Source organism: Bacillus swezeyi (assembly GCF_030908325.1).
Taxonomy (GTDB): domain Bacteria; phylum Bacillota; class Bacilli; order Bacillales; family Bacillaceae; genus Bacillus; species Bacillus swezeyi.
Genome location: NZ_CP133085.1, coordinates 2,488,263 through 2,509,587 on the forward strand (window position 1 = coordinate 2,488,263; position 21,325 = coordinate 2,509,587).

General features: G+C 39.3%; 25 protein-coding genes and 6 pseudogenes. 10 read left to right on the top strand and 21 right to left on the bottom strand.

The window, feature by feature from the left end; all coding sequences use genetic code 11:
• Positions 1-13 precede the first annotated feature (13 nt).
• Positions 14-1,411, bottom strand: a complete 1,398-nt coding sequence (locus RBH91_RS12125; RefSeq protein ID WP_307891764.1) for a S41 family peptidase — start codon at positions 1,409-1,411, stop codon at positions 14-16.
• A 158-nt stretch (positions 1,412-1,569) separates the two neighbouring features.
• Between RBH91_RS12125 and RBH91_RS12130 the strand changes: the two genes are divergently transcribed.
• Together RBH91_RS12130 and RBH91_RS12135 are read left to right on the top strand one after the other, a co-directional pair.
• On the top strand, positions 1,570-2,280 hold the full coding sequence (locus RBH91_RS12130; RefSeq protein WP_307891765.1) for a class I SAM-dependent methyltransferase: 711 nt from the start codon (positions 1,570-1,572) through the stop codon (positions 2,278-2,280).
• Positions 2,281-2,372: 92 nt separating this feature from the next.
• Entirely contained in the window at positions 2,373-2,633 is a 261-nt protein-coding gene (locus RBH91_RS12135; RefSeq protein WP_076763926.1) for a hypothetical protein, read from the top strand.
• 176 nt (positions 2,634-2,809) lie between these two features.
• On the opposite strand, the gene RBH91_RS12140 is transcribed toward RBH91_RS12135, so the two are convergent.
• Both RBH91_RS12140 and deoD read right to left on the bottom strand, forming a co-directional pair.
• Complete coding sequence (locus RBH91_RS12140; RefSeq protein ID WP_076763960.1) at positions 2,810-3,625, bottom strand: M15 family metallopeptidase; 816 nt, start codon at positions 3,623-3,625, stop codon at positions 2,810-2,812.
• A gap of 45 nt (positions 3,626-3,670) precedes the next feature.
• Entirely contained in the window at positions 3,671-4,369 is a 699-nt protein-coding gene (gene deoD / locus RBH91_RS12145; protein ID WP_307891766.1) for a purine-nucleoside phosphorylase, read from the bottom strand.
• A 193-nt stretch (positions 4,370-4,562) separates the two neighbouring features.
• On the opposite strand from deoD, the gene RBH91_RS12150 reads away from it, so the two are divergent.
• The 3 genes from RBH91_RS12150 (at position 4,563) to RBH91_RS12160 (ending at position 6,649) form a co-directional block, all read left to right on the top strand.
• The gene (locus RBH91_RS12150; protein WP_307891767.1) at positions 4,563-5,564 is read left to right on the top strand and encodes a permease; all 1,002 of its coding nucleotides are present in this window, start codon (positions 4,563-4,565) and stop codon (positions 5,562-5,564) included.
• Positions 5,565-5,580: 16 nt separating this feature from the next.
• A complete protein-coding gene (locus tag RBH91_RS12155; RefSeq protein ID WP_307891768.1) occupies positions 5,581-6,450 on the top strand; it encodes a TIGR03943 family putative permease subunit in 870 nt (289 codons plus the stop codon).
• A 67-nt stretch (positions 6,451-6,517) separates the two neighbouring features.
• On the top strand, positions 6,518-6,649 hold the full coding sequence (locus tag RBH91_RS12160) for a hypothetical protein (protein WP_094777372.1): 132 nt from the start codon (positions 6,518-6,520) through the stop codon (positions 6,647-6,649).
• Between the two features lie 35 nt (positions 6,650-6,684).
• Here RBH91_RS12160 and RBH91_RS12165 read toward each other — a convergent pair whose 3' ends face one another.
• The 3 genes from RBH91_RS12165 to RBH91_RS12175 form a co-directional block, all read right to left on the bottom strand.
• Positions 6,685-6,996: a YodL domain-containing protein gene (locus RBH91_RS12165; protein WP_187444673.1), complete on the bottom strand. Its 312-nt coding sequence runs from the start codon at positions 6,994-6,996 to the stop codon at positions 6,685-6,687.
• A gap of 63 nt (positions 6,997-7,059) precedes the next feature.
• Entirely contained in the window at positions 7,060-7,671 is a 612-nt protein-coding gene (locus RBH91_RS12170; protein ID WP_076763937.1) for a phosphatase PAP2 family protein, read from the bottom strand.
• A 111-nt stretch (positions 7,672-7,782) separates the two neighbouring features.
• On the bottom strand, positions 7,783-7,953 hold the full coding sequence (locus RBH91_RS12175; RefSeq protein WP_076763939.1) for a YozD family protein: 171 nt from the start codon (positions 7,951-7,953) through the stop codon (positions 7,783-7,785).
• A gap of 121 nt (positions 7,954-8,074) precedes the next feature.
• Here RBH91_RS12175 and RBH91_RS12180 point away from each other — a divergent pair, with 121 nt between their 5' ends.
• On the top strand, positions 8,075-8,209 hold the full coding sequence (locus RBH91_RS12180; protein ID WP_094777373.1) for a hypothetical protein: 135 nt from the start codon (positions 8,075-8,077) through the stop codon (positions 8,207-8,209).
• On the opposite strand, the gene RBH91_RS12185 is transcribed toward RBH91_RS12180, so the two are convergent.
• The 4 genes and pseudogenes from RBH91_RS12185 to RBH91_RS12200 form a co-directional block, all read right to left on the bottom strand.
• Positions 8,202-8,882, bottom strand: coding sequence for a germination protein YodN (locus tag RBH91_RS12185; RefSeq protein ID WP_076763941.1), 681 nt, complete (start codon positions 8,880-8,882; stop codon positions 8,202-8,204). The two genes, RBH91_RS12180 and RBH91_RS12185, sit on opposite strands and share 8 nt — an antisense overlap.
• Positions 8,883-9,052: 170 nt before the next feature.
• A complete protein-coding gene (locus tag RBH91_RS12190) occupies positions 9,053-9,274 on the bottom strand; it encodes a YozE family protein (RefSeq protein WP_076763962.1) in 222 nt (73 codons plus the stop codon).
• A gap of 103 nt (positions 9,275-9,377) precedes the next feature.
• Positions 9,378-9,659: a YokU family protein gene (locus tag RBH91_RS12195; protein WP_307891769.1), complete on the bottom strand. Its 282-nt coding sequence runs from the start codon at positions 9,657-9,659 to the stop codon at positions 9,378-9,380.
• Positions 9,656-10,087 (bottom strand): annotated as a pseudogene (locus RBH91_RS12200) (lysine 2,3-aminomutase); the annotation flags it as partial. The gene RBH91_RS12195 and the pseudogene RBH91_RS12200, both read right to left, overlap by 4 nt.
• Positions 10,088-10,292: 205 nt before the next feature.
• On the opposite strand from RBH91_RS12200, the gene RBH91_RS12205 reads away from it, so the two are divergent.
• Positions 10,293-10,805 carry a DUF3231 family protein gene (locus RBH91_RS12205; protein WP_307894726.1) on the top strand — a complete coding sequence of 171 codons (513 nt, stop codon included), beginning with the start codon at positions 10,293-10,295 and terminating at the stop codon, positions 10,803-10,805.
• Positions 10,806-10,986: 181 nt separating this feature from the next.
• On the opposite strand, the pseudogene RBH91_RS12210 reads toward RBH91_RS12205, so the two are convergent.
• From RBH91_RS12210 to RBH91_RS12235, 6 genes and pseudogenes are all read right to left on the bottom strand, one after another.
• Positions 10,987-11,573, bottom strand: a pseudogene (locus tag RBH91_RS12210) (hypothetical protein).
• 11 nt (positions 11,574-11,584) lie between these two features.
• Positions 11,585-12,163, bottom strand: a pseudogene (locus tag RBH91_RS12215) (thymidylate synthase).
• Between the two features lie 46 nt (positions 12,164-12,209).
• Entirely contained in the window at positions 12,210-12,341 is a 132-nt protein-coding gene (locus tag RBH91_RS12220; RefSeq protein ID WP_307891770.1) for a hypothetical protein, read from the bottom strand.
• A gap of 587 nt (positions 12,342-12,928) precedes the next feature.
• Positions 12,929-13,363, bottom strand: coding sequence for a dUTP diphosphatase (locus tag RBH91_RS12225; protein WP_307891771.1), 435 nt, complete (start codon positions 13,361-13,363; stop codon positions 12,929-12,931).
• Positions 13,364-13,397: 34 nt separating this feature from the next.
• Positions 13,398-13,583 (bottom strand): annotated as a pseudogene (locus RBH91_RS12230) (AAA family ATPase); the annotation flags it as partial.
• 54 nt (positions 13,584-13,637) lie between these two features.
• A pseudogene (locus tag RBH91_RS12235) lies at positions 13,638-14,330 on the bottom strand (hypothetical protein); the annotation flags it as partial.
• Positions 14,331-14,353: 23 nt separating this feature from the next.
• Between RBH91_RS12235 and RBH91_RS12240 the strand changes: the two are divergent.
• The 3 genes and pseudogenes from RBH91_RS12240 to RBH91_RS12250 all read left to right on the top strand — a co-directional run bounded on the left by RBH91_RS12240 (position 14,354) and on the right by RBH91_RS12250 (position 16,349).
• Complete coding sequence (locus RBH91_RS12240; RefSeq protein WP_307891772.1) at positions 14,354-15,028, top strand: S8 family serine peptidase; 675 nt, start codon at positions 14,354-14,356, stop codon at positions 15,026-15,028.
• A gap of 32 nt (positions 15,029-15,060) precedes the next feature.
• Positions 15,061-15,959, top strand: a pseudogene (locus tag RBH91_RS12245) (SAR2788 family putative toxin).
• Between the two features lie 27 nt (positions 15,960-15,986).
• Positions 15,987-16,349, top strand: a complete 363-nt coding sequence (locus tag RBH91_RS12250; RefSeq protein ID WP_307891773.1) for a hypothetical protein — start codon at positions 15,987-15,989, stop codon at positions 16,347-16,349.
• 782 nt (positions 16,350-17,131) lie between these two features.
• On the opposite strand, the gene RBH91_RS12255 is transcribed toward RBH91_RS12250, so the two are convergent.
• The 5 genes from RBH91_RS12255 to RBH91_RS12275 all read right to left on the bottom strand — a co-directional run bounded on the left by RBH91_RS12255 (position 17,132) and on the right by RBH91_RS12275 (position 21,281).
• Positions 17,132-18,265, bottom strand: coding sequence for a response regulator aspartate phosphatase (locus RBH91_RS12255; RefSeq protein ID WP_307891774.1), 1,134 nt, complete (start codon positions 18,263-18,265; stop codon positions 17,132-17,134).
• 85 nt (positions 18,266-18,350) lie between these two features.
• Positions 18,351-19,604, bottom strand: coding sequence for an MFS transporter (locus RBH91_RS12260; RefSeq protein WP_307891775.1), 1,254 nt, complete (start codon positions 19,602-19,604; stop codon positions 18,351-18,353).
• 103 nt (positions 19,605-19,707) lie between these two features.
• Positions 19,708-20,013: a hypothetical protein gene (locus tag RBH91_RS12265; protein ID WP_307891776.1), complete on the bottom strand. Its 306-nt coding sequence runs from the start codon at positions 20,011-20,013 to the stop codon at positions 19,708-19,710.
• Positions 20,014-20,158: 145 nt separating this feature from the next.
• Complete coding sequence (locus tag RBH91_RS12270) at positions 20,159-20,668, bottom strand: Rok-like winged helix domain-containing protein (protein ID WP_307891777.1); 510 nt, start codon at positions 20,666-20,668, stop codon at positions 20,159-20,161.
• Between the two features lie 163 nt (positions 20,669-20,831).
• Positions 20,832-21,281 (bottom strand): SMI1/KNR4 family protein, encoded by a 450-nt coding sequence (locus RBH91_RS12275; protein WP_307891778.1) that lies wholly within the window; start codon positions 21,279-21,281, stop codon positions 20,832-20,834.
• Positions 21,282-21,325: the final 44 nt, after the last annotated feature.

The window sequence follows — 21,325 nt, forward strand, 5'->3', positions numbered from 1 at the left end:
AAGGGGTTTTTGATTATTTTTCTTTTTTTAGAATCTCGATCGCTTTATCTAACTGGGTATCATTGTCGGAAAGCTTTTTCTGCAGCTTGGTTGTCATGCTGATTGTCGTCTCTCCTGTTATGATTCCGGTTGTTTTCAGCTTTTGATCTTTTTGAAAAGCCTTAACAGCCGCTGCTGTCTGATTATCGAATGAGCCTGTCGGCTTCACATCGTAGCCGAGCGCTTTAAGCATTTGCTGGGCGGCTTTCACTTCGTCTCCGGTGCTGCCAGACTTATACTCTTTCTTCGAGTCGAGGTATGGCAGTTTGGCATAGCTTGGTAGCTCAGCCTTGTATTGAGGCTTGATCCCTTTTTCATGAATCCAGTCTCCGTTCGGTGTCAGCCATTTGGCAATCGTCAGTTTGACAGTCGATCCGTCAGAAAAGTTTTCCGCATTTTGAACCGTTCCTTTCCCGAACGTTTTTTCGCCGACGATCGGAATGCCGGATGACTGATGCAGGGCGCTGGCCATAATTTCAGCGGCGCTCGCCGTTCCTCCGTTTACGAGGACAACGGTCGGCTTGTTCACTTTGCGCTCATTCTCAGCTTTGTAAACTTCCTTCTTGCCGCTTTTTGATTCGACTTGCATAATCGTTTTGCCTTTATCGACAAACAGGTTGCTCATTGTAATCGCCTGGTCCATTAAACCTCCAGGATTGCCTCTCAAGTCTAAAACAAACCGTTCCGCACCTTTTTCGGACAATTCATCAATGGCTTTTGTCAATTCTTTTGCCGTGCTTTCGGAGAAAGACGTAATTTGGATTTCTCCAATATTGCCGTCGATCATTTTTGAATAAACCGTTTCAATCGGAATCGTATCCCGTTTAATCGTGACATCGATTTGACCGACGCCTTCCCTGTTCAGCATCAGCTTGACATCTGTACCTTTTTTTCCTCGGATCATTGCGGTCGCTTCATTGACGGTTTTGCCTTTTACGCTTTTGCCGTCCACCTTCTGAATTTCATCATGCGGCTTAAGGCCCGCTTTTTCAGCCGGTGAGCCCTTTATAGGCGCAACGATTAAGATTTGTCCATTTTTTTCTTCTACTTGGGCGCCGATTCCTTCAAAAGAAGAGGTAATGCTTTCTTCAAAGCTTTTCGCTTCTTTTTTGTCCATGTATGTAGAATACGGATCATCCAAAGCCTCAAGCATTCCTTTAATCGCGCCATCTGTCAGCTTTTCATCGTCTGTGTTTTGATAATAGTCACTCTTGATTTTGTCGTATGCCGCCATCAGCTTTGCAAATTTGTCGCCCTCTGAAGCGGAATATACCGAACCGTCGTTTCCTTTCCCCACGATAAAAAGTGTGAGTGCCGATGCTGCGACGGCCGTAATTAATATTGCCAAAAAGAGTTTTAACTGCTGTTTCAAACGAACACCACCTTTTCTTCTTACCATATTATCACGGACGAATCTTTATTCGTCAACTCGCATCACTTCAAAACAGATTTTACTGATGCTGTTTGCCATGGAATCTTAAACGATTTTTCGCTTCTCGCATATGCATACACAAAAGGAGGGATCTTATTTTGAGCGATTATTTAGACATGCTCGCCAGTTTCGGCGTCTCAGGCGCCCATCCTGGCGGGATGGGACTGACAAAAGCGGTACTCGCCAAAGCTGATATCGATCCGGAGCTTCCGATTCTTGACGCAGGCTGCGGAACCGGGCAGACTGCCGCCTACTTGAGCCACCTGCTGTTTCCTGTGTCCGCCCTTGATTCGGATGCGGTCATGATTGATAAGGCAATAAAAAGATTTGAAAAAGAACGGTTATCCATACCTGCTTTTCACGCTTATATCGAAGAAATGCCTTTTCAGAACGAAAGCTTCGCCTGTGTATTAACAGAATCAGTCTTGAGTTTCACACAACTCGAATCAGCTTTGAAAGAAATCCGCCGAGTGCTGAGGCCTGGCGGCATGCTGATCGGCATTGAAGTTTCTCTTGCAAACGGCGAACTGACAGACGAGGAGAAAAAAGAAATTATGGATTTTTACGGGTTCACTCGTTTATATGATCAAAAAGACTGGGTGCGGACACTGCGCAAAGAGGGTTTTTCACAGGTTGAAATCATTCCTGCCGTCTTAGAGGACATCGCTGATCTTGAAGAAGCAGCTGCAGAGATGGATCTGTCGCCTGACATTTCTGAAAAAGCCTATCAAACGATGGAACGGCACGAGCTGCTGCTGGCAAAATATCAGCAATCTCTTGATCATATTATTTTTATCTGCCGTCTATAAATCGTCATTTACCCTCCTTCTTTCGTCCAACCTTTTCTATTCATTCCGTCATATGCTGAATAGGAATACTAGATGATGGAAGGAGCATTCAAGTGGAGCGTTACTACAGATTTTGCCAGCAGAATGTTGGCAGGGTTGCCAGAATCACCGACAGGGGCGGCCGCGTCCATGTCGGCAGAATTGTCCGTGTATCGCCAAATAAAGTCTTCATTGCCCCGATGGTCAGAAGAGGGCGCCCCGGCTTCGGATATGGATATGGCTATTACGGAGGCTGGTGGGGATGGGGTCCGGTTTACGGGCTTGGCCTTGGTTTAATCGCAGGCGTGGCGCTTGCAGGGTTGTTTTTTTGGTAAAGGGAAAGGCCGATATTCATCGGCCTTTCATTTCGCTTCTATTTCTCGGCACAGCCCTAGCTTCGTGCTCATGGCCGACGGGTAGAACGCTCTGATACTGGCCGTTCTTGATGGCTTGCAGCCCTGTCATTTTATAAATAAGAAAGCTTCCGCACGGATGCGAAAGCCCTCCCCCTTTATACCTTTTTCACTTGTTTAAAATATTCTTCAAGCGTCAGGTCGTGTTCCTTTATAACCTTCGCGGCTTTTTTGCCGACATACCGCAGGTGCCAAGGCTCATACTTATATTTCGTAATATGTTCCTTGTTTTTCGGATAGCGGATAATATAGCCGAATTTATCGGCGTTATCTTCCACCCATTTTCCGTCTTTCGTATTGCCAAATTCCTGGGAAAGAGCAAAGCCGTTGCTTCTGCTGGAAATGTCCATCGCAAGCCCTGTCTGATGCTCGCTTTGCCCCGGATAAGCCACAGCTTCTTTCGCCTTTTCTTCTCCCTTTTGGGTTACTTCATTATCATAGATCGTTTTTTGTCTGTCATAAGATCGATAGCCGGAAACAGCAACAAGATCAAGTCCTTCTTTCTCCGCAGCAGTGAACATCTCTTGCAGCGCTTCGGCGGCTTCTTTTCTGATATAGCGCTTATCGATATCCTCTGTAAATGAAAATGCGACGTCAGGCACAGTCAGATCTGATGGTGCATAATCTCCCGGAAGCGCAAATTCTTTATTGACAAGCGCCAGTATATTGTCGGGATTTTGAATCGTCGGCATGCCGGTTACTTCTTTAATTTGATTAAAGTACTTGCTTTCAAGCACAAAATCTTGATCTTCCAGATCGCTTTTTTGATCATTCGCATCCTCGCCTGCGTTTGCAGTGTTTTGCGTTTGAGCGGAGTCTGTCTGCTTCTGTTCGGTCATGGAGCATCCCGTGCCAAGCAGGACCGCGGCACTCAGCAAAGAAGCGATCGATACGTATTTGTACTTACTGTTCATCATGATCCATCCTTTTTTCCAGCGGTTAATCATCTGCTTTCCCTGTTATAGAGCCGTATCCAGCGCCAGCAGAATCATATCATTAAAAGTTGTCTGCCTTTCTTCAGCAGTCGTCTCTTCGCCTGTCAACACATGATCGCTGACCGTTAAAATCGACAGAGCTTTCCGGTCGAATTTGGCCGCTAACGTGTAGAGCGCCGTCGTTTCCATTTCGATTGCCAGCACACCGTGTTTCGCAAGCTTTTCGATTTGGCTGTCATCATTGTAAAATTGATCAGCCGTAAACACATTCCCTGCCGTAACCGGGATATTTCGTTCCTTTGCAGCATCATAAGCCGCTTTTAAAAGTTTGAAATCTGCACAAGGGGCAAAGTCGATTGATCCAAACGCCACCCTATTGATTTGTGAATCAGTGGAAGAGGTCATCGCGAGAATGACGTCTCTCACATTGACATCTTTTCTGATTGCACCGCAGGAACCGACGCGAATCAAGTTTTTGACATCATAGCTTCTGATTAATTCATTGACATAAATAGAAATGGAAGGAACGCCCATGCCCGTCCCCTGTACGGAAACGCGTTTTCCTTTATAGGTGCCGGTAAAACCGTACATACCCCGAACTTCATTATAGCACTCGACATTTTCCAAATATGTATCTGCGATGTATTTTGCACGCAGCGGGTCTCCGGGCAGCAGCACCGTTTCGGCAATTTGCCCTTTTTCCGCGCCAATATGTACGCTCATGATTATTCCTCCTGCCTTTTTCAAGCTGATTGGTGATGTTGTTGTGTAACCATCCACTCGCATTATGTATTATAAACCAACATGGTAGAAAAAGAAAATAAAGCCTCTGCAGAAAACTTGTCATGTTTAAAAAAGGACAAGCATATTTTAAAAAAGAATCATTCCGATTAAAGATCAGGATGGAGGAAAAAATATGTTTCGGTCCCTCAACAGTTATATCATAGATTTTACAGGTATTCTTGTAATCGGGATTTTAATATGCTTTGTTTCAATCGGCGGATCGCTGACGGCCGGGCTTTCTTTTCATGTGCCGGCTTCCATTCAGCAGTTAAATACGATTTTCATCAGCATTTTGATTGAGGCGCTTCCGTTTGTTTTGATCGGTGTTTTCATCGCAGGGTTCATTCAAATTTTTATTACTGAAGAACATATTCGCGCCCTAATGCCAAAAAACAAGTTTTCAGCAGTGATCGTCAGCTGTTTGCTCGGTGCATGTTTCCCGGCTTGTGAGTGCGGCATCGTCCCGATCGTCAGAAGGCTTGTTGCTAAAGGCGTTCCAATCTATGCCGGTGTCGGCTTTCTTCTGACCGGTCCGCTGATCAATCCGATTGTCATCCTGTCGACATATATGGCATTTGGCAATGATGTCCGAATGGCGGTATTAAGAGTCTCGGCCGGTTTTGCCGCCGCGGTCTTGATCGCTTTGGTCATCAGCTTTCTATTTAAGTCCAATCAACTGAAAACAGAAAGCATCGGACATCGGCATGATACGGGCCATACGAAAGCCCCTTTTTCAGAACGGCTTTTTGGTATGCTGAAACATGCGATTGATGAATTTTTTGATATGGGAAGATATTTGATTATTGGGGCTTTAGTCGCCGCTCTTGTCCAAACATACCTTCCTTTAAAATCTTTGTTCCTCATCGGAGGGGGTATGGTCGACTCCGCCTTGGTGATGATGGGGCTGGCTTACTTTTTATCGCTTTGTTCAGAAGCGGACGCATTTATCGGGGCTTCCTTCACCAGCTTGTTCCCCGCTTCCTCCATCCTTGGATTTTTGGTGTACGGACCTATGCTCGACTTGAAAAACACGATTATGATGCTGCATGTTTTCAAACCAAAATTTGTGATTTGTTTATCATTTTTGATCACGTTGATCGTCTATATTTGTGTAAAAGCCGTCAGCTTGCTATAGAGAGGAGGTTTTTGATATGGTTTTTCAGCCTCAGCAATTCTTGCGCGCGCTAATTTTAGCTGCGTTTTCGGGCTTTATTTTCAAACTCCACCATACAGGGGAAATCAACAGGCTGATCAATCCGAAATATGAATACACGAGCATGATTGCCGCGGGCGCATTCGCTTTTCTGTTTGTCATTCAGCTGTCAAGGATCTGGATCACCCGGCACGACAAGCACGAAAACTGCGGCTGTGATCATGACCATGGCCAGTCCAAGCCTTTCTTCATTAAAATGATCCATTATGCGGTGATCGCACTGCCGCTCATTACTGGTTTTACCTTTGCACCGGCCGTGCTGAATTCATCTGTTGCCGCGAACAAAGGAACAATGCTGACCAAAACGGAGCTCAATCAAGATGCTGAGAATAGCGGACATGTGACAACACCGGAGATCCAAAAAGAAAGGTCTGAATCCACTATACCGAAAACGGCCTATGACCGAAAAATGGCTCAATTTAAACAACAGAATCCCGTTGTGATGAAGGACGATATGTTTGCTGACTATTATGATGAAATCAGTGATCATCTGGATCGGTATATCGGAAAACAAGTCAAGGTCAAAGGCTTTGTCCATAAAGAAGCCGGCCTGAAAGAGCACCAGCTTGTCGTCTCCCGCTTTTTGATCACGCACTGCATTGCTGATGCAAGCCTGATCGGCTTTCTTGCCGAGTGGGACGGAGCCGAAGACTTGAAGCGCGACACATGGATTGAGATAGAAGGAATCCTCGGCAAAGCCTCATATCATGGAACCGTCATTCCGATCATTCAGGCAAAACAGCGGAAAGTGATCAAGGAGCCGAAGCATCCTTATGTTTACCCGTCGTCTATCAATATGACAGAGTAAAGATTTCCCCGGGATAAATGATGAGCTGTTTAGTCATCCTATTTTTTAGGAAGGAGGTTATCGCACAATGGGCAAAAAACAGCGAAACAGAGTAACCGGGCTGAAAAAAAACAATCACATCCCTGCAAAAGATGTGATTGCAGCGGAGGAAGCGCACGAAAAAGAGTTCAGCGCCAGAAAGCGAAAAGATACAACGTAAAAAACTGCGGACAGTGCTTCCGCAGTTTTTTGCGTTTAGGATGATTGCAGCAAAATCCGGTTGATTTTGCTCCATCCCGTTGAAAGCAGTTTATAATAAGTTTTTCCCTTTCTTCCTTCATCAATTAAAACGATATCGCCTGTAGCAAGAAATCTGGCTTTATAGTCATTCGGCACCGTGTCATATACATTAAAGGTAGAAAACGTCCGTTCCAGTGCATCTTCATGGGTTCTGCCGTTTATTTCTGTTCTGTAAACCATCTCATATCCCTTATCTTCACCAAAGCAAGGCGTTTGAAAAATCGTCACGTCATAAGCTGTCAGCTTCTTTTTAAACATTTGAAACATTAACGGCAATACGATCCCTCCCTTTTTTTATACTATTGGCGTTTTGCCAGACAAACCCTTTGACTAGTTTTGTCGAACAAGCGGGGAGTTTTCGTCAATTTTCTTGAATATGAAAAACAGCGCCAAACCGAGAGAAAATCCTGCTATAACATCAGTTGTGTAATGGACGCCGAGATAAATGCGGCTGGCTCCGATGAGTCCGGTGAAAAGGCCTGTCCAAATCAAGACTGCCGTCCTGTGCGTTTTGAAAAAAGGAACGTGCATCAAAAGGATGTATGCGATAAATGGGTACATGCTCGCCGCATTCATCGAATGTCCGCTCGGAAAGCTGAAAGACGGTTCATGTACGAGCGGATCAACCGCCGGCCGCTGCCTGGAAATCCATTCTTTTAAGGCTTCATTGACCATTCTTTCAACAAAAAAGAGCAGATAGACGTACATTGATACCGCCGCTTTTTTGCGAACGGCAAGTATCAGGGTCAAAACCAGCAGGAGCACAAGCAGGAAGGCGCTTGATCCCAAATGAGTCATCACTTTAAAAAACGGGGTGAAAAAAGGCTGCCTGACAGCCGCAACAGCCTGAGAGATGCTGACGTCGATCATTTGCACCGATTGAAAACGGATAAGGACAGCCATGATCATAAAAACCGCGGCTGAAATGATTGTTTTGTTCATGAAAAGCCTGCGCCTCCTTGAATTGTCTCGTAAAACATTGTACACCCCGACTCTCGCGCAGGGCAATATATGATAAAAGACCGAAGGCAAGCAGCCCTCGGTCCTTATCGCTTAATCCTCTATATGCTCATCTATCATACATTTTGCAATCAAATAATCAAAGGTGATATCGGCAATTTCGAACAGTTCATCACCGCTCGGTATGTAGCCTCTTCTTGTCAGCTCAAGATAAAAAAAATCAGCGATTTCTTCTGTATCTATCATTAATTCAATTTCTTTCATTTTGATCGCCTCCTTATTCTGATGTATGAGCTGGCCGTCAGATTTATAACCGGTTTGTCATAATGTTTGTCCCTGGTCATATACATGTTGTAACAAAACAAAGCCGGAAGGGGTAGAGAAAATGATCCAAAAAGTGATCGAAGCACTTGACGGGGACGGTTTCGACCTGATGTTGGAAAGGGTCTTGAAAGCGATGTTCGGAATCATTTTGTTCGGCTGTTTTCCTTACTTTTTATACTTGGTGTTTTTCAGCTGAAATATTCTTTCAGACTGTTTAAAACAAATTCCATCATTTCCTTATATTCCGCATCGTGAAACATTTCATATAATACTTTGTAATCGTTATAGATATCCAGCAGTTCATCCACCACAGCAACTGCCACTTCACGCTCATGTTCTTGTTCCTCTGGATCGCCTGCAAATGGCAGAAATACCTTTTCTGTAATCGGTTCATCAAGTTCCTGTCCAGCTTCGCCGACATAATGGACAAAGAGAAGCTGATGAACAAACTGATCCATTTCGTATGTTCTGAGCACAAGGGTCAAATCTTCTTCTTCTGTCTCAAGCCATTCTCCGTCTTTCAAACGGGTCAGTTCATAAATGATGTCTTCCCAGCCGTCATCTACATATCTCCAGATTTCCGTTCTGTGTCCGGTGATCTTAAACAATTCTTTGCCGTAATCTTTTACATACACGACATCCCCGATTAAAAATTCATATTCGATATCAAGCTTTTCCGTATCGACGATAACCCCATCATAATCTTTATAAAGCTCTAAAGAAGACTCAAAATAAAGAACTTCATTTTGATTCACTTCATAAAGAAAATGCTTATCGATTTTATGAACTTTCGTAATCGTTCCGACCGTTCCGTACATGACGACGACGACAACATCCCCGACTTTATATTTAGGCGCATTTGGCTTCATTTTGATTCCCCCTTGCCTTAACACTTCCGTCTTACGCTTATCGTATGCACTAGGCTGTCAATTCGCATGGGCAAGGATACAGCGCATTGGTGAGTTTTCCGAAAAACCTAGAAGTGCGAGGGGCGCGCAGCTCAAGTAAGAAAGCCGCAGCTCTTATGTCTGCGGCTTTCTTATTGCTTTGTTTCCGATATATATTTTTCCCAAGCCTCATCAAATGTCGTCATTGACGATAAATAATCTCCATTGAGTTCAAGATACGAACTGATTTCATCGTAATGATTTGATGTTTTCGGAAATCCGTGATCAAGATAGGCGTGATTGGCAAATTCGTTGATCGCGTCTTTCGGCTTTGGATGGCGGTGTTTCATTAAATAATGATAAAAAGATTTCACGGTTTCCCCTCCTGTCCTCTTTTGATGTATTATTATACAGCCCGCCGGGAAAATTACAAACAAAATCGCTTTGCCCATGCAAAAAGCCGGCCAAAAGCCGGCTTCATGAAGAGAAATCAAAGTAATTGCGCTTGAGGATCCGCTCTGTTTTCATCAGGGTGTCGAACGATACAGACAACGGCAGTTTTTTCGTATCGATCAGAAGGAGCTGGTTTTCAATCTCTTCGATGACGGCGTCTTTCTGATACACCATCCCGCAGCTACGGCATTTGACTGCGGGAGTATGGGTAATTTCAATCGCTTTCATTCCGTCAGGAAGCTCCCAATAAACGGTTGTCTGATCGTGCTCAGCTTTTACTTCCTCGCACCAGTCGCACCTGTTCATTGCGTTTGCCCCTCAGCTTCGCTGTCTTTTTTCTGCTGAGCGAGAAATTTCTTTTCTTTTAATTCATCCCGCTTGGCCCGCCGGCTTTTCAATGTTTCATGATCAGGTCTGTCGGAATAGCTTTCCCTTCTTTTTAAGCGGGCTAAGCCTTCAGGTGTATAGGACGTGCTTTGATCTTCAAATATCGCTGAGATTCCGATCTGCTCTTTTTCTTTCATCACTTCAGGATAGATTTCGGCGAAATAATCATCGGCTCTGCCCGGCACATAGTTCTCAGGCTCGGGATATGACGAAATGACGCCTTCAAAATTGCGGAGCACGACTTTATCAGGACTTTGCGAAATCAGATAGTTTGGCTGAATGGCGATTTTCCCGCCCCCGCCAGGCGCGTCAACGACAAAGGTCGGTACAGCGTTTTTTATTTCATGTAAAAGATGTGTTTACCATCTGTAAGCTATTTTAATAATATACAACTTTATCTGTATGGGGAAAATTGTATGTTTCTTTTGAGTGTTTACCTTTTTCTTTCTAAATGAGAATAAGACTTACTTCCTTTGCAAATACTTTGCTTGTTACTTAATTTCAAGGAGAAAGTATTTTATGTATTTTACAAAAGCGATAAGGAGTGTTTTAATGGGAATCTTAAGTGGAAATCCAACTGATGAACCGATGCACTATGGTGAAGTTTTTGGTGCATGGTCATTTCTTACAACTGCTAAAGGAATGGTTGCATGTTATCAAACACAGTTGAATCATGCTGGTGATGGAGACCTGCAAAAATTACTTGAAGAAGCCATTCAGGGAGGACAGCAAGAAATTAAACAAATTGAAACTTTATTAAAACAAAATGGTATCGGTTTACCCCCAACTCCTCCTGAACGGCCTAAAGCATGTTTAGACGATATTCCAACTGGAGCACGTTTTCAAGACCCAGAAATATCAGCTTCTTTGTCTAAAGACATCGCTACAGGATTAGTTTCATGTAGTCAGATTATGGGTCAATCAATTCGAGAAGATATAGCTATGATGTTCGGGCAATTTCATGTTCAAAAAGCAGCGCTTGGAGCAAAAGTTCTTCGACTTAATAAAGAAAAAGGATGGTTAATCCCGCCACCATTACACCATAGTAAAGCTGAAGATTGTTAAATTGCCTCCCAATTTTTAAAGGAACAATGGATTTAATCCACTGTTCCTTTCAGTTTAAGTCTATAATATAAATTTATAAAAGCCTCGGCCATGAGATCATAGTTGGGTTCATTTTTAAAACTTAGAATGCAATTTGGGCTGCTTTCTCTTTCAAGTTCATACTTTACTCCAGGGACATATTTCAATAAGCATCACCACCCTTTTTCAAAAGGGTATGCGATCTCAAACTTGTCTCATTACTATGTCGTTTTATAAGCTCATCACAGAGCTTGTTCAAATAATATGTATAATTGACTTTTTTCTTCATCCATCTGACTTCGGTTCCAATCTCTTCACAAATCTTGATCGGTATACTTGATTTATTCACTTTGTTCTTATATGTATGTTTTAACTGATTTTCAGCTATGTTTTATATGTAAGGAAATCATCAATATGTACAAAAAAAACTTTGTTTTCAGGTTCCCTGAACTGAAACAGAAACCCAGGCATCACATAATCGAATTTGGATGCTTCTTTTAGGTATTTGATTTGTTGACTCTTTATAATTTTCTCGCTAAAAGAGAAGGACTTATTCTTTGTTGATTTCAACTCAACAGGAAACAGGAACCCTTTATAATGTAAGAAGCAATCATATTTATTCTTGGATACTGCCGCCCCTTTCTTCAAAGACATGGGGTTGACATCTTTTATTCTGTAGAAGAAGATCCTTTGGTCTTTTGCTGATTTTTCTACGTTTACTTCAAATACTTTACCTTGATTGCTTGCCAATCAACCACTCCTCATACTTGTGCAATCATATGTTGCAGCAGTGCATATTGAGTTACATTGATGTTCCCTGCCACAAGATAATCTGAAGAACGTTGAACAAGAGTCATATTTAAATATTCGCCACCATAATCCCACATTGTCAAAAAAGCACACGGATACAGTGTCATTCCATGAAGATCTTGGTGATTATACAAATTGGTGATCATTCGTCTGCTATATGGGTTGTTTTTTAGATCCCAAATCAACCTGTCAATCTGATTGAAGTATCCTTCTTTGTATTGATGTTCATACTTCATTTGTCTTCCATAAGCTAAACCAAGATTCCCATCTTCATTAGCTCAGCTACGCCAATACTTAACTCCGTATTTTTCTTCTAGCAACTGTACATCGTTAGATTAATCTTGATAAATCCAAAGAATTTCTTTCAGTCCTGATTTGAAAGCTGTTGGCCGTAAAGTCGCAATAGGAAATTCTTCTTGCAAATCATACTCATTTAGAACCCCAAAGCATTTTAAAGTATATGCTGGCGTTTCGTCCGACCACTTAGTGCGAATTTTTTGCCCCTTATCTGATTTTCCTTCAAACAGCACTTTGTCTAAATTAGATTTCAAAACTGAATCTGCAGCATTTATGATGTTAGGCCTCTCCCTTCAACTCATTTATTAGTTCATTCATCTGCTCCCTAACACCATTCGTAACAGCCTCAGGAAGTTTTTTAATTCGATCATTGATCGTTTTGTTTCCTACATTGCGTATTTGTTCAGTCAAGTCTTTATAAGCCTCCAAAGCCAAGTCGCCTATTTCATTAAACTCCTCCTGGTTTTTTGTAAGACATCGATATGCAGCTCATCTGACTCCTCAATACAGTAAGTGTTTGTTCGAGTTTCTCAATCTTCTCTAAATGGTGCTTAATTTGCTTCGTTTTATTCATTTTGCACCTCCTCAATAATAGCGATAAAAGTCTTCTTTTATAGAGATGCTTATTTCATCGACATGTCAAGCCTTAATATGGTAAAATCGGTGACAATGTTAAAACTATAAAAATATAAGAAGGGGAGGATTAAAATGTATATGAGTATTATTATTTTAGCATCCATGCTTTTATGGGGCGCATTAACCCATGAACTAAGTAAACCTTCAAAAAAGCAAAACAACCGAAAAATTGCATCTTTGATATCTTTAGGCTCTTTATCAACTTTAGTTATTACTATTTCGCTTTTTCAAAACCTCTCGTTTTAAAATTTGTTTATAACTAAATCCTCCGTATTAAATTATTCATTTTTGAATACGATAAGTTATACCTTGGCCAACCTCCATGATTAATTTCCTTCAGAAAATCAGCCAAGGTTCTTTATTTACTTAGTCCCAGTTGAGCCGTGTCCCCCACGGTTTTCATTGCCTAAATGATCAACTTCAACTAATTCAATTGTAGGCATCTTCTTCATGATTCTAAATTGGCAAATCCGATCCCCCTTCTCAATTTCAGTGTCTCTCAACGCATAAGCCGGGAAGAACCAGAAATCGTCATCTCCTTTGTATGACTCGTCAATCACGCCCATTGAATTTGTCTGAATGACACCGAAATTTTTATATGTACTTGAACGAGGAACAACATGAGCTTCATACCCTTCAGGCAATTCCATCGCCACTCCGAGGGGAATTAATTTAAACTCATTCTTTGGAATAGATACATCTTCCGCAGCTCTCAGATCAACCCAATCACCCTGTTCGATTTTTGAAATTCGTGCTTGTGTTTCATCTACATATTTGATTTTGATTTGAAGTGTCATTTTTTCGATCTCCTTTTGTTTAGGTGTTTTTTTTAATTGGCATGAAAGGAACTCCAGCAATTGCGTTCAGCCCTTTTTCAAATGGAAGATAAAGTGGTTTCTTCATTCTGGTGCTTTGTTTTGTTTTTCCTAAGTTGTTAGATCCGTACATCGTAATAACTTTTCCCTCAAGCCCTTTTGCTACTACAGAAATCTGAGGATTAAAAATGTTTAAAACCATTAACATAACTCCTTTTAAATAGTTTAATAGTGTTTTCTTAACTGCAATTAATTATTAGAATGGCAGATCATCTTTAGAGATTTGTTTAGAAGGACTTGTACTTGCTTTTCCTCCAAATCCCGTTTTCTTCTCATTTTTATTATTTTTTTTGCTGTCGCTCTTCGTTTTCTCTAATTGAAGCTCTCTCTCAGTCAATGCTGCTTTAACTGCTTCAGCGTCATAAGCTGCTTTATCGTCTTCGTCATATGGCTCAAAGCCACCTGTAATTAAGAATTCGCGCTTTGTATTATATGTAATGTTTTCTTTGTCTTTCCCAAATGCCGATTCTTGAACTGTCACTTTCATTTCTTTAAAATTGATGATATTTCCGAATACCTTAACAGTGTTCCCCTTTTCATAATTGTTTTCTACATAGTCAGACCCCTCTTTTGTTACCGTGAATGTAAAGGAAATAATCTTTCCTCCATATAGAGGTACGTACCCTTCCAATAAAACTCTTCCCGTTTCTTCCCCTTTCACTTTTTCTTCTTTAACCCCTTTTACGAATAATTCAACTTCAAATTCTGCTCTCGGATTGTATTCTTCATCTGATTTTAGGCGGTTAACAAAGTTAGTGGACAATTGCGGGAACGACTTTAAATTGTCTTGGACATAGTATTCATTCAATCCAATTTTCCCTTGTGTTACTCTAACTTTGTCAGCTTCTTCTTTATCATGAGTAGCTGCAGACTTATAGGGTTGCATTATTGGACAGTGGAGTCAGTAGTTCTTTGTCAATTTTTAAGAATAGTTCAATAATTTCATATGATGCTATAAATAACAAACCTACTACTACAGATTCTTTAGGTCATGGCACAGCCTTAGCCAGTATCTTAATAGCTCCTGCTAATAAGCAAACAGTTCATGGAGTATCACCTAAAGTGAAATTATTTGATGTTAAGGTACTTAACGATAAAGGAGGTGGTGACGTTGATGATGTAATTAACGGAATCAATTGGAGTATTAAGCAGGATGTTGACATTATTAATCTTAGCTTTGGTTTTCAAAAATATGACAAAAGGTTAAAACATGCTATTGACAAAGCAATCGAGAATAATATTGTAGTTATCGCTTCTGCTGGTAATACATTGGGTCTTTCAACAGATTATCCTGCAAAATATCAAAATGTCATATCTGTTTCTTCTGTTGATAAAAACCTAAAAAGAGATAAATTTGCAGCTAAAGGTAAAGTTGATTTTGTTGTACCTGGCGTTCAGGTTCCTGTTTTAACTCCTTTAGGTAAATTAGAAACTGTTAATGGTACATCATTTGCAACAGCTTATGTCACAGGTATAGTATCAAATATCCTATCTAAAAATCCAAAGTTAGAAAGACAAGATGTCTTAAAAATTTTAAAGAGCACAGCAAGAGATTTGGTTAAGATGAGGAGTATGGTTACGGGTTAACGCAATATAACTAAGAAAAAGGAGAATCAAGATTGAAGTATTTTATTAGCTTCTTGTTAGCTGTTTTTGTATTTTATAACGTAGGAACAAGTTTTGCCTCTGCAACAACAAATCAAACACAAGACAATAATGAGGAAGATGAAGACCTAATTAATAGTGAGGAAATAGAATCTGAAACAGAAGATTTTTTTGGTGAGTCTGTCGATGATGATAATGTTAGCATAGAAAGCCAAGTCGATGGTGATGAAGCAAATATTGAAACAAAGATTGAAACAGATGATTTATCGGTTGACGGTGAACTAGAATTAAATTTAGAAACTAGTGAGATGATAGTTTCCGCAGAAGCAGAAGATGATAACGGTACACTTTTCCAGGGCGATTTTGAAGTGGAATTACAAGATGTAAATGATGACGGAGATTTTATTGCAACTTTAACCGATACTGAAACAGGAGAAGAATTTAAAGTAAATACTGCTGAAGTTCAAGCCTCCTGGTATCCTTTAGTTGTAATTGCTATTACTGTTGCACGTATTGGCATTAAACAAGCTATTAAGAAATTTGGAAAATCCAGTGTTAGCAAAGCAACGAAAAAGTATGGTAAAAAAACCTCCGCGTCTAAAGCCGTAAGAAAAGTAAGTATGTCGAAATTAGATTCTCATTACAAAAAGCACAAAAAAGAGTTTGGCAATATTTCCAAATCTCATATTTGAATAAAGCACGAACTTTTTTAGGGAAAGCTACTAGCAAAACAGTTCTCCAAAAAAGAAGTAAGAAAAAATTCAATGGAAAATATCGTTATTATAAGTATAATAAAAAGACCAATGAGTTTTTAGCAGTAGAACGACAAAAGGATAAGGATGTGATTATTACATATTTCAAGCCAAAACATCCAAATAAAAAAGCTGGTTATGAATATTATAAACGTCAATAATGTAGATAATAAATAAATGGGGGATCAATGTTGGAAAAAGAATTATATTCCTGTCTAGTATGCGGATATAAAGGATTAAATGAAAATCTTTTATGTAATGGCGAATATCAAAAAACATTTGATATTTGTCCATGTTGCAATTTTGAATTTGGCTACAGTGAAGATCATGATGTGAGTTTAGGCTTTATTGTAACTCCAGATCATTTAATTGAAGCTGCATTTCAATTGTATCGTAAACAATGGATAGAGGCTGGAATGAAAATAGCACATCCTGAAGATATTCCAGAAGAATTAAAAAATGGCGAGTGCTTAAAATTTGAAGTTTTATTAAAACAATTGAAAAGCCTGAATCTTGACATAGAAAACCTGGATATTGACGGCTTTAATTAATATCAAAACAACTTAGAAAAAGCCCTTAGGGGCTTTTTCTTATCTACATCAAAATACTCTGTAACTGGTATCATTCAAATATCTTTACGGATATTAAAAAGGATATGGGATACTCTCGTGAATCACTCCCCCACCGTTAGTTCACTTCCAATTCTATTAAAATGACAGTTTTAATTTAATAGCTCTGTCGGATGACAGAGCTATTAATACACTATTGAGTGTGCGCAAATGCAATAAAATCTCTGAAAGGCTTTGTCATCTTGGGACCACCGTTCACATCACCATACCAGGCATTATGTACGCCAATTATTTGACCGCTTGTATTAAATAATGCTGAACCTGATTGTCCATTGTACGTATCAATTGTATAATATGCTACATTTTTTGATTCGGAAGCGACTTTTCCTGCCATTCTGTATTGTGATACTGCACCATCTCTATCATTAAGATCTCCTGGATAACCAGTAATACTAAAGTATACTTTTCGTCAATTGCGTCTTTGTTGCTGGCTGTGTCTCTGGACTTTATTTCTATGTCAAAATAAAATGTAATGTATTACATCCAAATGATGAAAAAGACCAACCATAAACTCATGGACTGGTCTATTTTAATTGTTCTTAAATACTCTAATAAAGTTTAGCTGAGCTTTATATTTTAACATTCGGTCTCAATTTTAAATTGCTACTCTGTCAGCAACATAATATGCTGTATTTATTGATTGGACATAGGAAGACCCCACCACACCAACTGCACCTAATAACAGAATAGAACAAATCAATAACTTAGCTTTCATGCACTATCCCACTCCTTTGTATTTGTCTTCTCGCCTCAACTACCCTGCGATAAAACTCAAGTGAATCGTGTAGCATATCTTTCCCCTGTAGAAATTCAGCCACGATGACTCCGTACTCTTCTATGTCGGCGTACATCCCTTTCTTATTGAAGAACTCAAAGGATTCTCGAACTGCATCAAGGTCAAATGATAAGTACATTCCGTAAATCATCTTCAGCTTTGCAAGGAATTCTTGATCCCCAAACTTTTGAGCCCACTCCTTACCTTCGAAGTACTGATCTTCTGCTTCAATCCACTTCTCTTGCTTAGCTTTAACATGTGAAATGTTAAACAGGGCTTTTGGTAAAAAGCTGTGCTTTTCATTTTTATAAAGTTCTGCAGCCTTTTGAAAATGATTTTCTGCTTTGTAAAGTTCTTCAAGTTGATTATAACATATTCCAATATTTAAATGTGAAGAACCGATTAAATAATCTACTTTCAGCTCCTCTGCATCTGCCAGAGCTTTATTAGTATGATTCAGGGCTTTCTCAGGATTCATTTTATCTAACCAGTTACCAGTCATCAAAAATTGACATTGTACCCTACGCTGACCATATGTAGGCTGTTTCAAATAAAGTTTATATGCATGATTAGCATAATACATTGAAAAATATGTTTGTTTCATATAGTAATAAATTTCTGACAATTTGAAATAAAATTCAGCCTTCTCAACTTCATCGCTTTCAAATGAATTCAACTGATTTTCAGCATTCTGATAGTAACCCAAAGCATGGAGCAGTTCCTTTTGTCTGAAATGGTACATTCCTGTGAAGAAATAATAATAATATTCGAGCATTCCATTTAAGTTTTTTCCACCCTTAGTTTTTTCCCTTAACTCTTCATAATGAACCTCTATATCTCTTGCTGCATCTGGACAAAGGTAATCAAGCATCAATTTATGACGGAATTCTAGCAATGAAAAATAGATAAGAACATCCTGGTTTTCTTCCATTATAGCTATCTCTTGTTTGACCTCAGATTTCATTTTTTCAGCTTCATCAACCCAATTATTTTTAAGGGCAACATACCAATAATTCATTTTCGTTGCGACTAAGTCATATGGTATTACACTTTTATCGACCAAAATAAAAACCCCTTTCTTCTCTATTTTTTAACTTATTTCATTGCCTATGTTTTTGAAATATTCGGTATTTAAAATGTGAATTTTCTTACAATTTTAAACTTTCCTCTTTACCCCTCATCAATTCTGAGCGCTTGGTTTTGCTCAGTTTCGTAAGGGTTAAAATAGCGATACCAGCAAGAATTTCAATCAGTCCGCCAAAAGCGATGACTTTTCCCGCACCAAAAGCAGTAGCTGCATATCCGCTGATTAAAGCTCCTAATGGAACCATCACATGGGAAATCATTCTAATGACAGCAAATACTTGCGGCTGATCTTCATCTGCAACTGAGGTTTGAATAATGGTATGTTCGGGTACATTTATAGCACTGATTGTTGCCCCCAAAACAAATGCTGCGAGAAGAAGTAATAGCAATAGTGAATTCATGCCTGTAATGAAAAAAGCAGTTCCTTCTACAATCCCAGCAGTTACAAACAATAGCCCATATCGGTTCACCCTTACTTTCGTTAAGATGAACCCCATTAAAAAGGCTCCTGATGCTGTTGCAACTCTTATGAAAGAATGAATGACTGATCCACCGTCTAAATCTTCTGAAAGATAGATCGCCGAGAGCGCCTCCCAAGGAGCAGAACCTAGATTCAAAAAAATACAGTATACAGCTAATGGAAGCAAAATATGATGATTTCGAACAAGTATGAAGCCTTTTTTTAGCTTTTTCAAATATGTACCTTTTGGTTTTGGTTCATGAGAACTGTCATCTTTTAAGCTGTATTTAATAAAGAGAACTAAACAAGCTGAAAAAATGTAAAATGGAAATATAATAAGCATTGTATAAGCCGCCCCAATTACGGCAATCAATATGCCGCAAATCATTAACGAGATCAATTTTACAATTTGGGCTGAAGATTCTATGGTGGCGTTGGCTTTTTGAATAAGATCACTCTTAACAATTTGCGGAATCATGGAGACAGATGCAGGATCATAAGAAGCCCCAGTTGCCGAATGTATCAGCATTAATGAAATAATGAACCATAATGGTGAAAATCCGTTAAAATAAAAAATTGGAATGATGAGCATCAGTGAAGCTCTAGTCATATCTGCAGAGAACATCCAGAACTTAAGAGTTTTTGTTCTCATTAAAGGTGAAATTAATGGTGCTATCAAAGCTTGTGGAAGAAGGGTGACAGCTATTAACATACCTGTTCCGACAGCCCCTTTTCCATCTAAAATGAGAAACCACAAAATAGAAGTAAAAGCAAAGCTGTCTGCGATTATTTTCACCATTTTAGAGCCAAAAAGAAAGGTGAAATTCTTTTTCCAAACACTGTTATCACTATTCATTTCCCAAAAAATCCCCCCTTACAAAAATCCCTCATTTTTACAATCTCTATTTCATGAGCATATCCTATTTTTGGTTTTTGGGTCAAGGTTGAAGAGAAATAATTTAAGAAATATTAAGGTAAGCAAGGGATCGCCCTTTCTCACAATCCTTCATCATATAAAGTTTTAAAGCCTCTTTCCAATACCTCGAACGCCCCTCTTTGATCCCCCCTTCTTCAGTTTTAATATAGTAATGATATTCAACAAACATGTCATCACTTGTGACAGTTTCTTGGATCTTTGTGTTTTGTTTTCTCAAATAATCATTGGTTTGTTTCCTTAGCAGCATCAACTTTTTTAATTTGCCCTCATAGTAATCAATGAGCCCATTGTTTTGATTAGATTCTGCTTTAGAAATTCTTGTTTCCATAGCGGAATGCATAAATCAATTATGATTTTCTCATGGATTGCATCAGCAAGTTCATCGAAAATAATTGGTCTCATAGCCTCATCACCTTGAAATCGAATTTACGTTCTCATTATACACTAATTTATTTCATCAAAACAAAAAGCCCTTATTCAAAGGACTTTTCATTCTGAATGGCATATTGACCACGATATGGTTTTTTCACTTCAGGATGGTGTTTCATAAGACCGCCCATGAAAGTAGTCATATTTTTAATTTTCATACCAGTTTCTTTTTCAATTTCTGTCCGGAGTCTTGCTCCTCTAATACCCTCTTCTTGCTTATTCAATATTTTTAATGCTTCCTCTCGCTGTATAGAAGTTTTAGACCTATGAAGTGTTTGTGTTGCTGAGTTTAACGGAGATACGTTATTTGTTGGAAGAGATTGCTGATTTGAATATTTGGTTTGTTTCAATTTTTGGGCTGTAGCACCAGCCAAATTGATTAATGAAAGCTTTTTGTTAATTGTAGGATATTCAACGTCTTTTCCATCCAAGTCGCGTAGCTTAGAATAGATGTTATCACGTTCTTTTTGGATTTCTTGCATGACAGTAATCTCTTTATCATTAAGCTGTTCCAGTCTCAAACGTAAAGCTTCCCTTTCCATTTCATTGAACATAATCTCACCTCCTAAAACAATTATTTAATTTTAGTTTATAGGACTTTTTTAACTTTAACAATTGATTTTTAATTTATTTTTACAAAAAAGCCCGTCTCATAATTTCCCAAAGAAAACCCCACCCTAATATAGGATGAGGGTTTTTTAATCACTCTTCATCGTCCTAATCTTCGTCTTCTTCCCAAATTTCTTTTTTCTCTTTTAGCCTTTCAAAAAGAAAAGTTAAGAAATCTTGTTCAACAGTTCTTCCATAACCTGCTTGAGTTGCCCAAACAACAACAGGACATTCTCCATCAACCATTTTATTCGTATCAAGGCAGTAGGCAAAGATATCGACATCCTCTATCACTACTAATCCTTCATTTAGGTTGTAAAGCTCTCTATACTCTTTAGTTTTTTCAACTACAGATGCACTTACCAGATCGTAGCCCAAAATGTTAGCAGCATAGACACCTCCCGAACCATGCTTTTTTAAAAACCATCTATAACTCTCTGGAAGGTTGACATTAAGTTCATTTTCAATAAATTTAACCTTTTCTTCAGAGACTCCTCCTGTAATAGTTGCATGGTCTTTGTTTTCATCAATTAATTTTTCTACTTTTTCGTAAGTCAATACATAACACCTCTAGTCCCTATTTTCATATTGCTTAGCTCTCC

Coding starts and splice junctions, on each gene's coding strand:
- RBH91_RS12140 (WP_076763960.1), bottom strand. CDS start 3,625: ATGAACAGTAAGTACAAATACGTATCGATCGCTTCTTTGCTGAGTGCC.
- deoD (WP_307891766.1), bottom strand. CDS start 4,369: ATGAGCGTACATATTGGCGCGGAAAAAGGGCAAATTGCCGAAACGGTG.
- RBH91_RS12150 (WP_307891767.1), top strand. CDS start 4,563: ATGTTTCGGTCCCTCAACAGTTATATCATAGATTTTACAGGTATTCTT.
- RBH91_RS12155 (WP_307891768.1), top strand. CDS start 5,581: ATGGTTTTTCAGCCTCAGCAATTCTTGCGCGCGCTAATTTTAGCTGCG.
- RBH91_RS12160 (WP_094777372.1), top strand. CDS start 6,518: ATGGGCAAAAAACAGCGAAACAGAGTAACCGGGCTGAAAAAAAACAAT.
- RBH91_RS12165 (WP_187444673.1), bottom strand. CDS start 6,996: ATGTTTCAAATGTTTAAAAAGAAGCTGACAGCTTATGACGTGACGATT.
- RBH91_RS12170 (WP_076763937.1), bottom strand. CDS start 7,671: ATGAACAAAACAATCATTTCAGCCGCGGTTTTTATGATCATGGCTGTC.
- RBH91_RS12175 (WP_076763939.1), bottom strand. CDS start 7,953: ATGAAAGAAATTGAATTAATGATAGATACAGAAGAAATCGCTGATTTT.
- RBH91_RS12180 (WP_094777373.1), top strand. CDS start 8,075: ATGATCCAAAAAGTGATCGAAGCACTTGACGGGGACGGTTTCGACCTG.
- RBH91_RS12185 (WP_076763941.1), bottom strand. CDS start 8,882: ATGAAGCCAAATGCGCCTAAATATAAAGTCGGGGATGTTGTCGTCGTC.
- RBH91_RS12195 (WP_307891769.1), bottom strand. CDS start 9,659: ATGAACAGGTGCGACTGGTGCGAGGAAGTAAAAGCTGAGCACGATCAG.
- RBH91_RS12205 (WP_307894726.1), top strand. CDS start 10,293: ATGGGAATCTTAAGTGGAAATCCAACTGATGAACCGATGCACTATGGT.
- RBH91_RS12225 (WP_307891771.1), bottom strand. CDS start 13,363: ATGACACTTCAAATCAAAATCAAATATGTAGATGAAACACAAGCACGA.
- RBH91_RS12250 (WP_307891773.1), top strand. CDS start 15,987: ATGTTGGAAAAAGAATTATATTCCTGTCTAGTATGCGGATATAAAGGA.
- RBH91_RS12260 (WP_307891775.1), bottom strand. CDS start 19,604: ATGAATAGTGATAACAGTGTTTGGAAAAAGAATTTCACCTTTCTTTTT.
- RBH91_RS12265 (WP_307891776.1), bottom strand. CDS start 20,013: ATGGAAACAAGAATTTCTAAAGCAGAATCTAATCAAAACAATGGGCTC.
- RBH91_RS12270 (WP_307891777.1), bottom strand. CDS start 20,668: ATGTTCAATGAAATGGAAAGGGAAGCTTTACGTTTGAGACTGGAACAG.